This is a genomic window from Citrobacter sp. UYEF32 (genome assembly GCF_040546205.1).
In the GTDB taxonomy this organism is placed as follows: Bacteria; Pseudomonadota; Gammaproteobacteria; order Enterobacterales; family Enterobacteriaceae; genus Phytobacter; species Phytobacter diazotrophicus.
Genome location: NZ_JBEPNI010000005.1, coordinates 112,775 through 126,378, shown reverse-complemented (window position 1 = coordinate 126,378; position 13,604 = coordinate 112,775). Strand labels below are relative to the sequence as shown.

The 13,604-nt window shown below is 52.5% G+C and carries 16 protein-coding genes and 1 pseudogene; 10 read left to right on the top strand and 7 right to left on the bottom strand.

The annotated features are described in order from the left end of the window. Positions 1 to 23 precede the first annotated feature (23 nt). Both ftrA and mgtS read left to right on the top strand, forming a co-directional pair. Positions 24 to 1,028, top strand: coding sequence for a transcriptional regulator FtrA (gene ftrA, locus ABIB59_RS15185; RefSeq protein ID WP_354036017.1), 1,005 nt, complete (start codon positions 24 to 26; stop codon positions 1,026 to 1,028). Positions 1,029 to 1,137: 109 nt separating this feature from the next. Next, on the top strand, positions 1,138 to 1,233 hold the full coding sequence (gene mgtS, locus ABIB59_RS15180) for a protein MgtS (RefSeq protein WP_039078912.1): 96 nt from the start codon (positions 1,138 to 1,140) through the stop codon (positions 1,231 to 1,233). A 289-nt stretch (positions 1,234 to 1,522) separates the two neighbouring features. On the opposite strand, the gene ABIB59_RS15175 is transcribed toward mgtS, so the two are convergent. The 3 genes from ABIB59_RS15175 to ABIB59_RS15165 all read right to left on the bottom strand — a co-directional run bounded on the left by ABIB59_RS15175 (position 1,523) and on the right by ABIB59_RS15165 (position 3,224). Then, positions 1,523 to 1,720, bottom strand: a complete 198-nt coding sequence (locus ABIB59_RS15175) for a hypothetical protein (RefSeq protein WP_039078911.1) — start codon at positions 1,718 to 1,720, stop codon at positions 1,523 to 1,525. Positions 1,721 to 2,315: 595 nt separating this feature from the next. Beyond that, positions 2,316 to 2,477 carry a hypothetical protein gene (locus tag ABIB59_RS15170; protein WP_158276519.1) on the bottom strand — a complete coding sequence of 54 codons (162 nt, stop codon included), beginning with the start codon at positions 2,475 to 2,477 and terminating at the stop codon, positions 2,316 to 2,318. A gap of 360 nt (positions 2,478 to 2,837) precedes the next feature. Beyond that, a complete protein-coding gene (locus ABIB59_RS15165; RefSeq protein ID WP_079498229.1) occupies positions 2,838 to 3,224 on the bottom strand; it encodes a winged helix-turn-helix transcriptional regulator in 387 nt (128 codons plus the stop codon). Between the two features lie 99 nt (positions 3,225 to 3,323). On the opposite strand from ABIB59_RS15165, the gene ABIB59_RS15160 reads away from it, so the two are divergent. Both ABIB59_RS15160 and ABIB59_RS26405 read left to right on the top strand, forming a co-directional pair. Next, entirely contained in the window at positions 3,324 to 4,055 is a 732-nt protein-coding gene (locus tag ABIB59_RS15160; protein WP_039078909.1) for an SDR family NAD(P)-dependent oxidoreductase, read from the top strand. 48 nt (positions 4,056 to 4,103) lie between these two features. Further along, positions 4,104 to 4,199 (top strand): annotated as a pseudogene (locus ABIB59_RS26405) (MBL fold metallo-hydrolase); the annotation flags it as partial. A gap of 77 nt (positions 4,200 to 4,276) precedes the next feature. On the opposite strand, the gene ABIB59_RS15155 reads toward ABIB59_RS26405, so the two are convergent. Beyond that, complete coding sequence (locus ABIB59_RS15155; protein ID WP_071194278.1) at positions 4,277 to 4,825, bottom strand: thioredoxin fold domain-containing protein; 549 nt, start codon at positions 4,823 to 4,825, stop codon at positions 4,277 to 4,279. A 279-nt stretch (positions 4,826 to 5,104) separates the two neighbouring features. Here ABIB59_RS15155 and ABIB59_RS15150 point away from each other — a divergent pair, with 279 nt between their 5' ends. Genes ABIB59_RS15150 through ABIB59_RS15135 form a run of 4 tightly spaced genes read left to right on the top strand, consistent with a single transcriptional unit; the run spans position 5,105 to position 8,895 of the window. Then, positions 5,105 to 5,920 carry an SDR family NAD(P)-dependent oxidoreductase gene (locus tag ABIB59_RS15150; protein WP_039078907.1) on the top strand — a complete coding sequence of 272 codons (816 nt, stop codon included), beginning with the start codon at positions 5,105 to 5,107 and terminating at the stop codon, positions 5,918 to 5,920. Between the two features lie 26 nt (positions 5,921 to 5,946). Continuing rightward, positions 5,947 to 6,708 (top strand): SDR family oxidoreductase, encoded by a 762-nt coding sequence (locus tag ABIB59_RS15145; RefSeq protein ID WP_354036350.1) that lies wholly within the window; start codon positions 5,947 to 5,949, stop codon positions 6,706 to 6,708. A gap of 41 nt (positions 6,709 to 6,749) precedes the next feature. Then, positions 6,750 to 7,949 (top strand): MFS transporter, encoded by a 1,200-nt coding sequence (locus tag ABIB59_RS15140; RefSeq protein WP_039078905.1) that lies wholly within the window; start codon positions 6,750 to 6,752, stop codon positions 7,947 to 7,949. Between the two features lie 10 nt (positions 7,950 to 7,959). Then, positions 7,960 to 8,895, top strand: coding sequence for a GlxA family transcriptional regulator (locus ABIB59_RS15135; protein ID WP_039078904.1), 936 nt, complete (start codon positions 7,960 to 7,962; stop codon positions 8,893 to 8,895). Between the two features lie 2 nt (positions 8,896 to 8,897). On the opposite strand, the gene ABIB59_RS15130 is transcribed toward ABIB59_RS15135, so the two are convergent. Further along, positions 8,898 to 9,848, bottom strand: a complete 951-nt coding sequence (locus tag ABIB59_RS15130) for an AraC family transcriptional regulator (RefSeq protein ID WP_165158606.1) — start codon at positions 9,846 to 9,848, stop codon at positions 8,898 to 8,900. A 121-nt stretch (positions 9,849 to 9,969) separates the two neighbouring features. On the opposite strand from ABIB59_RS15130, the gene ABIB59_RS15125 reads away from it, so the two are divergent. Both ABIB59_RS15125 and cspE read left to right on the top strand, forming a co-directional pair. Next, on the top strand, positions 9,970 to 10,503 hold the full coding sequence (locus ABIB59_RS15125; RefSeq protein ID WP_354036013.1) for a carboxymuconolactone decarboxylase family protein: 534 nt from the start codon (positions 9,970 to 9,972) through the stop codon (positions 10,501 to 10,503). A 437-nt stretch (positions 10,504 to 10,940) separates the two neighbouring features. Next, positions 10,941 to 11,153 (top strand): transcription antiterminator/RNA stability regulator CspE, encoded by a 213-nt coding sequence (cspE, locus tag ABIB59_RS15120; protein WP_016495754.1) that lies wholly within the window; start codon positions 10,941 to 10,943, stop codon positions 11,151 to 11,153. A 246-nt stretch (positions 11,154 to 11,399) separates the two neighbouring features. Here the strand turns inward: cspE and ABIB59_RS15115 are convergent, their stop codons facing one another. Both ABIB59_RS15115 and ABIB59_RS15110 read right to left on the bottom strand, forming a co-directional pair. Then, positions 11,400 to 12,527: a response regulator gene (locus ABIB59_RS15115; RefSeq protein ID WP_039078899.1), complete on the bottom strand. Its 1,128-nt coding sequence runs from the start codon at positions 12,525 to 12,527 to the stop codon at positions 11,400 to 11,402. Beyond that, positions 12,520 to 13,602, bottom strand: coding sequence for an HDOD domain-containing protein (locus ABIB59_RS15110; protein WP_354036011.1), 1,083 nt, complete (start codon positions 13,600 to 13,602; stop codon positions 12,520 to 12,522). Before ABIB59_RS15110 ends, ABIB59_RS15115 begins: the two co-directional genes overlap by 8 nt. Between the last annotated feature and the right edge of the window lie 2 nt (positions 13,603 to 13,604).

The following is a 13,604-nucleotide window of genomic DNA, read 5'->3' as shown; positions in this document are numbered from 1 at the left end:
GGACACAGCGACTGTATAGCTTTATGCCAGATAACCGCAAAAACATGACAATTTCACTGCCCCACGAACATCAACACCTGGTCGTCGCTCTCGCTTATGACGGTTTATGTACTTTTGAGTTTGGCGTCGCCGTGGAAATTTTTGGTCTGCCACGCCCCGAACTGGGCGAGAACTGGTATCGCTTCGCCGTTGCGGCGGTGGATGAAGGTGAACTGCGTGCGACCGGCGGTATCCGCATTGTGACCGAAGGCGGCGTGGAACTGCTCGAACAGGCCGATACAATCATTGTTCCAGGCTGGCGCGGCGCGCAAATGCCGGTACCGGAGACGCTTTGCCAGGCACTTCGCCAGGCCCATCAGCGCGGATGCCGGATAATGTCTATTTGCTCCGGGGTCTTCGTGCTTGCCGCGGCCGGGCTCCTCAACGGACGAAAAGCGACAACCCACTGGCGCTACACTGATCTGCTGCGTCAGCGCTATCCGGCAATCAAGGTGCTGGAAGATGCGCTCTACTATGATGAGGGCCGCGTGATGACCTCTGCGGGTAGCGCGGCAGGCATCGATCTGTGTCTGCATGTTGTCCGCACCGATTTCGGTCGCGACATCGCCAATAATGTTGCCCAGCGTCTGGTGGTTCAGCCCCACCGCGACGGGACACAGACGCAAAAAGTGACGGCACCGGTGGCCCGTTCGCGGGAGAGTCAGTCGCTGGGTAAACTGTTTGATTTTGTGCACCAGCAACTCGCCGCAAGCCATACCGTTGAGTCGCTGGCCCGTCATGTCGGCATGAGCCCGCGCACATTTTTACGCCGGTTTGCGGAATCCACTGGCACTACACCCGCCCGCTGGATTTTGCAGGCCCGTCTGCGGCGCGCCGAAGAGTTGCTAACCCAGTCACGAATGAATATCGACGTGATTGCCGAACAAATCGGTTTTAGCAATGGTGCCGCCCTGCGCCATCATTTTCAGCAACATTACGCACTCACCCCAGGACAATTTCGCAAAAAATTTACGCTGGTGAATAAATAGTTCACATAATTAAGCTATTGTTTAGATTCAATGAGGTAGTATTCCATTCAACGCGGCAAATAACGAAAGGTAAGTGAGGTTAGTATTATTCGATAAAAGGAGAGTAACCATGTTAGGAAATATGCATGTTTTTATTGCAGTGCTGGGAATCATTTTATTTTCTGGTTTTCTTGCTGCTTATTTTAGCCATAAATGGGACGACTAATGAACGGAGATAATCCCCCACTAAACAGGCCCCTCGCGCCGATACGCCGCGAGGGGCCTTCTTTTTTGCCGTAATGCAGGCAAAAAAAACCGCCAGTTCACACTGACGGTAAAATGCTTGCATGGATAGATTTGTGTTTTGGTCTATACGCTACCCTGTAGCCACAGGATTAACGGATCACGTTTAATCTACCCACCGTTTCCTAAATAAAGACTAAACGATGGCAAACTAAGCCCCGGAATCACATTTGTCATGGCCTTAATGTGACGCCACGCAAAATAGTGGGCCTTTATTTCCCTTTCATTACCAGACTCGCCGCCTGCGTAAAAATGGCATCCTCCACCCCGTCGCCCCTGTTTCTGCCCTGACGCTCTATCTCTTCAATGATATTGTCCCGATTAATAACCTTACCGCCCGAAATCAGCCCAATAACGGCGGCCCCAATGGCTAATCCAATGAGTCCCGTACGCTCGTCATTGAATTTCATACCGTTTCCTCTCTGTTCGACCTCTTTGTTGGGTCAGGAAAAATTTAGCATAGGGTTTACAGGCCGCCATTCCTCGAGGCTAAAAAGCGATAAAAATCTTACTGAATGCAGGGTTTTTAGATGAGGCGAAACGGTATTGCGTATCCTGATAATAGAGCCGAGAGACATTAATTCGGGCTAATCAACTGATTTTTCAGTACGCAAAAATGCCATGTCGGCAGGATGGCGCTTCGTGACTCTCTCTGACCCGCAGGCCAAAAAAAATGTAACGAAACCTGACATTCTGCGACTAAAAGGTGAGTGGTAAGCGCGTTATGCAACGTACCCATTGTTTTCTTGTGACGCCGTTCTCTCCCCCAACGGGCCGCAATTGCTCAACCCCCGTGCGCAATAAAACAAGCATCGTCTGGTTGCAGATCATGACAGGTAAAAGTGCAATTTTTGATAAGTGAGGCTGGTGTCATTTTTAAAGGAACATAAGAGTAAAAATACGCAGGCAAGAAGACGATAAACAGAGAGGGGTATAAGAGAGGATAAAATTTACACCCCGGCCTTCGCCAGGGCGTTTATTATGCAGCTAATTTTGCATTATTATTCAGTGCCACTTCAGCCCATAATGTTCGCGGACGACCTTTTCCAGTGCGACGCGATCAACGGTTACTGCCGCCCGTTCTTCGGGAATGGCCAGCCGATATTCGCAGCCGGGGATAATGGTAGTTAGCCGATGCAATCTTTTTTTATAACGGATCCATTTCATATTCATCCCCTACCTCTACAGCGCAATTCATTCTTGCTTTATTTTATTGTAGTCAGGGTAAACCTTGAGCGTAATGATAAAGATCATCTATTTATTTTGTTTTATGAAAAAAACTAACGGGATACAGATTGTAGTGGCACAAATGTTAACACAATACGTCTGGATTTGCGTATCTGATATACAAGCAAACGTACAAAAGATATTCAGCCACCCTTCATATGAAAGTTGCATTTAAAATAAATAACGTTTTGCGCAAACACGCGGCTATTTTACCAGCCTGTTTCAGAAATACGCACTGACGCTCAGTATCCCGCTTAAAAATAACCCACGGGATATCTCTTTTAGCAGCAAAACGTTCTGTCAGACGACGGACTCTTCTTCATGTCGCTGTTTGTCATACTCTTTTTGCGCAGCCTCCAGAGTCGGACCATGTTCCAGCGCCCAGTGGTAAAGCGCCTCGAAAGGTTCACGCAGCGAATGTCCTAAAGGGGTAATACTGTATTCCACCCCAACCGGCATGGTGGGCAGCACTTTTCGGTATATCAAACCGTTGCGTTCAAGGCGCTTGAGAGCATCAGCAAGCGCCTTGTGGGTAATGCCATCCAGGCGGCGGCGTATCTCATTGAAGCGCGAAGGTTCCGTGCACAGTACGGTCAGGATCAGAATCGACCATTTGTTGGTGATGTGCTCAAGCACCGGACGCGTTTTTCCTACTTCTCTCAGGCTGTTGCAATCAATTTTTGTCATGTCGGTATATCCATTGATATCTGGTATAAACAAAGTGCGTAATTGATACTAAATATAAAACTTATATCATCTGTTTTCCACTCACTGAGGAGAGCAATGATGAACAGACTCAATAATAAAGTGTCCGTCGTACTGGGCGGAGCCAAAGGCATCGGTCTGGCGATTAGCCAACGTTTCGCCCACGAAGGTGCCGCCACCTGGTTTACGTCTCGTCGGGATGAAGAGTTGCAGGCCGCCGCTGCCACCATCGGAAACAATGCCCTGCCATTGCGCGCCGATGTCAGCCAACAAAGCGAGCTCATCCGAATTATGGAAAAAGTGCAGGCCGAATCCGGTCATATTGACGTGCTGGTGATTAACGCCGGTATGTCGGAACATGCGACGCTGGAACAGATTTCCGCCGATCATTTTGAGCAGATTTTTGGGCTGAATGTCCGCTCTCCGGTGTTTGCGTTGCAGGCGGCCCTGCCCCTGCTGAAACCCGGCGCCAGCGTGGTGTTAATTGGTTCGATAGCCGACGTTATTGGCTCGGAAGGTTATGGGGTCTACAGCGCCAGCAAAGCCGCGCTGCGATCTTTTGCACGTACCTGGACACGTGAACTCGCCCCTCGCGGTATTCGGGTGAATGTCGTCGCACCCGGTCCGGTGGACACGGAGATGATGGCCGCCGCATCGGAGGCGTTCCGTCAGGGGATCATTAGCGCCATTCCGTTAGGCAGAATGGGCACGCCGGAGGAAATTGCCAGCGCCGCGCTGTTCCTTGCCAGTGATGACAGTCGCTATATCGCCGGTGCGGAAATTTGCGTCGATGGCGGGCTGACCCAGGTGTAATAAAGACCGTGCTGTAAAGAGGCCGCTATGCGGCCTTTAATCAAACCCTTTTATATTCTGGAAAACAAAGGGGTAAAAATTGTCTTTATTGGCAAGCTTGTTCATGTGGCTGCGGTGCAATTTCCACAGCCCAGTGTCACGATCATCTAATATCCACGTCGCCAAAGCAGCGGCCCGTTCTGGCGATGAAACACGTCGTGACTGGCCGCCTGTGCAGTATATTAGTGTAATTCAGAGAGAATTCTGTCCGGCGATACGCTGCCCAGGAAAGTATGGGCGGAGCTATCGAGCACAACCATCGCGGGCGTTACCTCTACGCCCAGCCGGTCTGCAAGTGCAGATTGTTGAATGATCAGATTCTTACATTTTTCCGTGCTGTCATTTGCCGGTAAAAATCCCGCCATCGCATTTTGCAGGCTTTTCGGGCGATCTGACGCACACCATACTCTGGCCATATCTTCGATAACCGAATCTTTTATTGATGACGGAACAACAGTCAGAAACGACATGGTCAAACCTGCATCCGTATATTTCTTTATATTTTTGACGACGAAGCTGCAATAGACGCACTGATTATCTACGAAGACTAACAATTTGTGTTTTTCCGGACTGGCCTGAAAGGTAATAGGTTCAAGCGCAGGTAAAGAGTGTGAGATATCTTCATAGGCCATCTGCGGCGTGGTATCGGTGGCGGGGACAGACGACGCCAGCGCTGCAGAACTGGCTGAAATCATAAAAACTGCACTTACTGCTTTAAGAAAACCCTTCATTCCCTTTTTCCTTCCTGATTTGGTTTCGGATTAACGCTACTGTGGCGGTGCCAGTAAACGCCTTATCCATTATTTTTTCAGCATTTTATTGCATAACTGTGCATCGCTTCGTTTAAGCAGGCCATCTTCGCAAGTCCGAACAGTAAAGCTGCGACATCACCTGTCACCGCACTGGTGAATCCAGAATGTCCTGAATAACGACCATTATCGTCATTTAAGACATTCCTTTCTTCCTTATGATTCTTCCATCGAATCAATGGTGACTGAAAGGAACCTGCTATGAACATCGCGACACACCCCAGTAAAGGCACAGCCGTGATCACCGGTGCATCAACCGGCATCGGTGCTATTTACGCCAATCGCCTGGCACGCATGGGTTACGACCTGATTATTGTTGCCCGCAATCACAACCGCCTGAATCAGATGGCAAGCCATATCACCGCCGATACGGCCCGCAATGTTGAGGTGGTGGCGGCCGATCTTGGCGATGCCGAACAACTTAACGCCCTCGAGAAAAAACTACGCGACGATGCCAGCATCACTTTACTGGTCAACAATGCGGGCACGGGCACACACACGCCGCTGTTATCCAGCGATGTCGACCAGATGCAGGCGATGATTAACCTGAACGTGGTTGCGCTGACTCGCCTGACATATGCCGTTGTTCCCGGATTCGTCGCGCGTGGCAACGGCGCCATCATCAATATCTCTTCCATCGTCAGCATCGCACCGGAATTGTTAAACGGTGTTTACGGCGGAACAAAAGCGTTTGTGCTGGCCTTTAGTCACTCCTTGCACCACGAACTGGCCGACAAAGGGATACAGATTCAGGCCGTATTACCAGGCGCAACGGCAACGCCATTCTGGGATAACGGCGGACTCCCGCTGGAGCAGCTCGATAAAGCGATAGTTATGAGCCCTTATGACCTGGTGGATGCCGCGCTAACAGGCTTTTTGCGCGGTGAACTTGTCACCATCCCTTCTTTGCACAACGAAGCCGAGTGGCTGGCGATGGAAAACAGCCGCAAGGCCATGATCCAACATCTTTCGAGCAATACCCCGGCTGAACGCTACCGCGACAGCGCTGGCCGCTAACCCTTTTATCCAACAGGAATGACATGATGAAACTCACCGGAAACACTCTTTTTATTACGGGCGGCACCTCAGGCATTGGTCGCGCCATCGCCGAAAAATTTCACCAGCTTGGCAATCAGGTGATCATCTCTGGTCGTCGTAAGGCGCTACTGGAGAGCGTGACTGCCGCCAATCCGGGTATGGATTACGTGGTCCTCGATGTCACCAGTGCTTCAGATATCAAAAAAGCGGCACAGCAAGTACTGTCTCGCTATCCGGCGCTGAACGTAGTGATAAATAACGCAGGGATTATGCCGTTTGATAATCCCGCCGCGGAACTGGATGACGAGATGGCCACCACGCTGCTGGATACCAATCTGCTGGGCACCGTTCGGGTGAGCGCCGCGTTTGTTGAGCATCTGAAACAGCAAGATGATGCGGTACTGATCAACAACAGTTCCATACTGGCCTTTTTGCCACTGGTCACTAACGCGTTCTATTCAGCAACCAAAGCCGCGATCCACTCTTATACCCTTTCCCAGCGCTTTTTGCTCCGCGACGCGGGAGTGAGCGTGATAGAGATTGCACCGCCGTGGGTGGACACCGATCTGATCTACAAAAGTGGCGATGCACGGGCAATGCCCTTAGCAGACTTTATCGAACAGACCTTCGAGAAACTGGCTACGGATAACCCCGAAGCCATTGTCGATAGCGTGCTCCCTGCCCGCGCCAACCCCGGTGCGAATGAACACGCAATGGTGAACGCGTTTAATCAGGCGATGGTTGAAAACCCAATCCCGGTTGCGTGATCGGATGTCGGGCAGGCAACTGCCCTTCGCTGGAGTTTATGATGCAAAACCACATTTCCACGCCGCAACGCCGCGCGCTCTGGGCGCTGAGTATTGCTTATTTTATTCAGGCAACAGGTTCCCTTTCCGTTGCCGGTAGCCTGGCGCCCATTTCCCATGAATGGGGACTCAGCGATGCGCAAAGCGCCCGTTTGCTCTCTATTTTCGGCCTGACGTTTGCCCTGGGTGCGCCACTGGCGCAAGTGATGTTTGGCACGATGATGCGCAGAACCCAGGTCCTGGCAGGCATGCTGGTGTTCGCGCTGGGGGGCGCTATTTTTGCCGTCGCGCCGAATTACGCATTGCTGGTCATCTCGCGTATTGTGATGGGGCTGGGGGCGTCGCTGATAGGCCCGGTGCTGGTGGCGTTGGGCGCTGAGTTAGTGTCCCCCAGGGAGCGTGGCAGCGCCATTGCCATGATTTTGCTGGGCGTGTCGATGGCAAGTATGGTGGGTATTCCGCTGGCCGCGTGGATAGCCAATGCCTGGGGGGCGCGGTGCTTGTTTACCCTTGTCGCGCTGGTAAGTCTGATAACCGCTACAGGTGTGTGGCTGCTGGTGCCGAATGAGGTTAAAGGCGTCGATATCCGTTTGCGTCATGTCGGCCAGGTGCTGACCGACGGTAAATCGCTGTCCGCGTTTTTGGTGGTCTTTTTTATCACCTCCGGGGTATACGATATGTATGCGTTTATCTCGCCGATGATCCGCGACCGCTGGCACGGTGCGGCCACCGATGTCTCTATCGCGTTAACGGTTATTGGCGTGGCAGGCATACTGGGCAACCTTTTTGTCAGTCGTGCTGCACGCGTTTACAGTGCGGAGCGTTTACTGATCATCGGTATGACCTTGCTGGTCGCAGATATGCTGCTGATAACGCTGCTACCCGCTCAACTGGCGTGGTTGTTTATCCTGCTGGTGGTGTGGGCCTTTTCAACGGACCTGCTATGGCCAACGCAGCAGCGACGCATCGTGGAAATCTCCTCAGCAGAAACGCGGGGGATTTCGCTGGCTTTAACCAGCGCCTTTATGTTCTGCGGTATTGGTTTTGGCTCAGCGGTCGCGTCCTGGCTTTATCCTCTGAGCGGTTTTTACGGTGTGATGATAAGCTCGATGCTGTTTTTGTTGCTGGCATTGGCCAGCCTGGGTATATCGGAGCGGCTACGCGCCCGTTCTGCGCAATGGGTAAATGTTGAATTGCCATAAAGAGGTTGCGATGCACCGGATAGGATTGATTATTTCTGACCACTTTCAGATGCTGGCATTGTCGACGCTGACGGTATTTGAGTTTGCCAACTTCGTGGCTGAAAAGCCTTTTTACCAGTTGACGGTCTATTCCGAATCCGGTGGCAAGGTGCGTTCCTCCTCTGGTATTGGCGTGGATTCCGAACAGTTGAGCGACGAAACCCTGGTTGATTCCTGGCTGGTGGCGGGGGTGCTTTCCCCGGTAGAGGAGCCCGCAAGCCCGGCGGTGATTCATTTTCTGCAAACCTCTGCCCGAAAAGCACGCCGTATCGCGGGCATCTGCACCGGCGCCTTTGTGCTGGCACAGGCCGGGCTTCTGGCGCAAAAACGGGCCACCACGCACTGGGCGCACTCCCGCAGTTTCACCACGCTGCATCCCGGCGTTCAGCTTGAAGATGACCGTATCTTTATTATCGATGACACCATCTGGACTTCGGCAGGGATGACCGCCGGGCTGGATATGGCGCTCGGTATGGTGGAAAAAGATCTTGGCGCAGAGATTGCCCGTATTGTGGCGCATCGCCTGGTCATGAATCAGCGCCGTTCAGGCGGCCAGACACAGCATTCCGAAATGCTGGCGCTGGCGCCTCGCTCAGATCGCCTGCAAAGCGCGCTCGAATATGCCCGCAACAACCTGCATAAAACGCTGACGGTGGAACTGCTGGCCGATGCCGTGCATGTCAGCGCCCGCCAGCTCAGCCGCCTGTTTCGTCAGGAAACGGGGAAATCTCCGGCGAAAGCTATCGAAGGATTACGGCTGGAAGCGGCAAGATTGATGATTGAACAAAGCCGCCTCTCCCTGGATACCATTGCCCGTGAAGCCGGTTTTCGCGACCGGCGTCATATGCGGGAGGTTTTTATTCGCGGCTATGGTATTCCGCCGCAGTCACTCCGTACGGGCAGGTAGTATTAAGCAGTAAGGTGCGTGTCTGCCCGCGTCCCCGGTTTTTGCAGACTCGCTTTTCGGTAGACGGACGGGGTGATGCCATAGCGTTTTTTAAAGGCTTTGGTGAATGATGACAGCGACAAAAAACCACACCTTTCGGCAATGATATCCACCGCCAGAACCCTTTCATCAATCAGTAACCGTGAGGCCAGCGCCATACGCAAATGTGTCAGCCACGATTGTGGCGTCTGGTGATAACTGTGCGCAAAATACCGGGCAAAGGTTGCGCGCGATAAAAAACAGCGCTCAGCCATTAACTCAAGGGTCCACGGGTACGCCGGATCCGCGAACACTGCTAATAACGCAGGCGTCAGACGCTTATCACTCATCAGCCGCAGCATACCCGGAGGCGGTTCTCGCAGCGAAAGTAAAATCCGCAGCATCATCGCCAGCAGCGTATTTGCCAGCCCTTTAACCATCGCCATACTGCCTGGTAAACTGTTCTGGCTTTCACGGACTAACATCGTCAGTAACATTTCCAGCTCCGGAAAGCTTTTGCGCTCCGCAGGCTGAAGATGGATAAGCTCGCTCTCTTCGGCGAACAGCCAGGTGCAGTCCGCCCCAAAATAAAACTCCCCGCACAATACCTCAACGGACGGTCCCGAACCTTCCGTGCGTACCTGCGTCAAAATGCCATTATGATGCCCCTGCGCGGGTACCACTTGTCCCCAGTCCACCAGGCTTTCAAGGATATGGGGCGAACCCTGAGGAAGCAGCAGAATATCTCCGGCACGCACGTTAAGGGTTTTACCTGCAATGTGCAGGCGCGCCTCCCCCCGCATAATGACATGCCATGGCACAATCCCGGCTGGCAGTTGCTGATGGTCAGCAGCCCATCGCCCGTTAAACCGACAATGAAGATTCACCACGCATTGCGGTGCCAGCACAGCCAGTAATGAACTGAGGTTATCCACGCGCACTCCTGAGACGATAAGACAAAAAATAGCGGATTTGGGGGCAATAATAGCATGGCCTGCGCCCTATGATGTGTCCATCGCCAATACGGTGGCGCACATTAACTGACAGGAGAACACTATGAGCCGTTTAACCGCAATTCAGGTCGAAAATGCCACAGGCAAAACTGTCGATCTTTTCACAATGATCAAACGCGCAATGGGTAAAGTGCCAAACGCATATCAGACGATAGGTATCGCGCCCGAGATCCTGGGCCAGGCGCTGCAACACAATGCCACGCTGGCAAAAAGTACGCTGAGTAAACAGGAGCTGGAAGCCATTAACCTGGTCGTGAGTGAACTCTCCGGCTGCGATTACTGCCTGGCCGCGCATACCTTAACGGGCAAAATGGCCGGTTACAGCCTCGCGCAAACACAGGCACTGCGCCGGGGCGAATATCCGGATGATGCCCGTATTGATGCGCTGGTGAAATTCGTCGCAACCGTGGTCTCAACCCGCGGTACGCTGGCGGAAGAGACGGTAACCCGCTTCCTGGCGGCAGGCTTTAACGACCGCCAGGTTATAGAAATCATCAGTGCGATCAGCGCGATTCTGTTTACCAACATGGTCAACCGCGTCAACAATACCGTGGTGGATTTTCCACCCGTAAACTAAACACACTCGGACATTAAGATTTCTATCATGGCGGTGACGGGTTCCTTTGCACATCATTACCCGCCCCGCCGTTCTCACGGGCAGGCACGGCCTGACGCGCTACAATTTTTCCACCAGCGTTTTTAATTGCCTGAGTAAATCGTCTTTTTCATCTTCATCGCTGCCTCCGTACGGCCAGCCAGATAGCCGTCCGGGCGTGTAAGCGGTTAAAATAAAAAAATATAAACGTTGCTTAATTAATTTCGCTATGTCTTAATAGCGCCATCGGTTTGGAATACAGACCTTATGAAAGCAGTTTTAGTAAAGCAGTCCTCAGTTCAAGTGTTATCCATAGATATCCTTCTTCGAGAGCCTCCTCCTAAGTGCCAAATAAGTCACTCTAACATTACAGGCCATTATTGCCACTCTGCGTGACCCATAAAATTAAGGAAGTATCTATGTCTAATAAAATGACTGGTTTAGTAAAATGGTTTAACTCCGATAAAGGTTTTGGCTTTATCACTCCTGACGATGGCAGCAAAGATGTATTCGTACATTTCTCTGCAATCCAGAGCGACAGCTACAAAACGCTTGATGAAGGCCAGAAAGTATCCTTCACTATCGAAAGTGGCGCTAAAGGCCCTGCGGCCGGTAACGTTACCGCGCTGTAAGTTGCGCGCATTATCAGTGATGTTTACAACAGCGATGAAGACAATAGTCTGAGCAGATAAAATCTACTGATAAAAATAAACCCGCCGAGTGCGGGTTTTTTATTGCCTTACATTCAGCCAGCGGCTCGCTTTTATTATTTCCGGTTAGCGGACCGGTTATTAAACAGCCAGCGCCTGACCTACCCCAAGGTAATTTACCCTCTGCCCTTGCAGCCCTTTTATCGACAGAGGGTTATCTGTATTTTCTCAGATGGACGTTCCCCGTACCCGGATAGGCTCTTTGATGGCATTCACGGACAACAACCGCTGGAGCGCATTAATAGCGGTGTCAGTAAGTTCATGCCCTTTGGTCAAGACCATCAGTCCATTCGATGTCAGGATATCTTCCTCAACCACCCATCCGGGCAGCAGTTCGCGAATATGAGCAGAACGAACGCCACTCACGTTTGCGCGGAAATCTGACAACGCCTTAATGATGTAGTCGGGTAGTGGCGGCGTGGCCGCACGCAGAATTTCCCATGGCCGCTCCAGGCTCCAGCCACGGACGGCATGTTTTTCCAGTTCGAGCGCGGCACGCAGCAAATGCGCGCCTCGCAGAACCTCCAGAGGGACATTCGGCGCCGGCTCTTTCGCCTGGTGACGTATAATTCCCGCGACCAGTTCGAGGCGAGGAATGTTCTCAACCAACCGCCCGGCTACCTCCGGATGACCAAGCAGCAGTTTTTTCTCTTCATCCGTCAGTTTACGCTGGGCCGCATCGGCCTGGACGATATCCGCAGGAATACCAACACAGCCTATCTGGCTTAGTGACGCCGCGATGGTGTAAATCCATTCATCGGGCCACTCCAGTTTTGGCAACGCATGATTCACACATGACTGCGCGAACGCGGAGCGCTGAAAAGCCCATGGCGCGACCATCGCGAGCACTTCGGTCAGCGTTTTCACCGAAGCGGTAAGCGTGGTGGCAAGCAACTCTTTTTCGGCACAAATAAGGCGATACTGGCGCACCGCCTCATTCAGCGTGGCAATCAGTTCGTCTTTTGGACAAGGCTTACACAGATAGCGAAAAATGGCCCCTTTATTGATAGCCGCAATTGAAGATTGCACATCGGCCTGACCGGTCAGCAGAATGCGAACACTGTCGGGAGAGATTTCCCGCGCTTTCGCCAGAAAAGTCGCCCCGTCCATGCCTGGCATACGCATATCGGACACGATGACGGCAAACTTTTCGCCCCAGCGAACGGCGTCAAGCCCGGCCTCGCCGCTCTTTGCGACCACTACATCAAATTCCCCAAAAAGATTGCGTTCAATGGCGGCGAGCACATTGGGTTCATCATCCACGCACAGTACCCGAGCGAGGGCAGTATCAGTCATGATGGGTCTCCTTTATATGAGCAAGCATTTGCTGCCACAGAGGGAGCTGGTTCAGCATGCCTGTTTGTTCGAGATAATCGTTATCGGGTACGTTATTGTTCGCCAGCGCGACCGCAACATGTACGGTACCGATGGCACCGAAGCTATTATTCGTAAGGCGTGAAGGCTGGGCTTGCCGGGCAACGATCTCGACAAGATCGCCGGGCAATCCCCACAACGCCAGCATCCAGGCCCCCAGAGCGGCGCGGCTCGTGGGGGAATGGCCTTCATGCGCCATGTTGATATCGGGAAGCAGCAGAGCAATATTGGCGAGCAATGCGGCGGTCGACTCCAGCCCCTCGTGGCCACACATGCGGGCGGCAAGTTGCGAGGCGAGAAAGGCCTTACGTTGTAACTCACTGACAACAGGATCACTGTTCGCTTCGGTAAAAAATTCAGGGGTCTGGATCAATGACGTTATCTGCTCCAGCCCCAGGTGGGTGATGGCACTGCCGATATCATGAATTCGTGCCCCTCGTGTGAACCAGGCCGAATTCGCAATCTGCAAAAATCTGACCGTCAGCGCGGGATCGCGCCTGATGAGATCGGTTATGCGCGGGATATCACAGGCAGTCCCGGAAAGGCATTGTCTCAGTTCAGCGAATATCTCAGGTGTGGCAGGCAGGTGGCTGATATGCCCCGTTAAATCAATGAGTCCCGGATCGTCAATGGTCTGGCGTAGCGCGAGCGTACTTTCGATCATCTCGATCAGAGCTGTACTGTCACACGGCTTAGACACAAACCGGTGCGCGACCTGGAGCATTCGTTGGGTTGATGTGGGCTCTGAATAGCCAGAAAGGATGATCCGTACCGTACCCGGCCAGCGGGCGCGAACCTGGGTGAGCAACTCAGCCCCATCCATAAAAGGCATGCGCATGTCCGATACCACAACATCTGCCGGAGTCTGTTCAAGCATCGCCAGCGCATCAGGACCACTACTTGCAAAGCGGCATTCCCAATCAGGGTTATACATCATGACCGCTCTCTCAATGCCCGAGAGTATGCGGTTTTCATCGTCAACAAACATCACCTGCATGC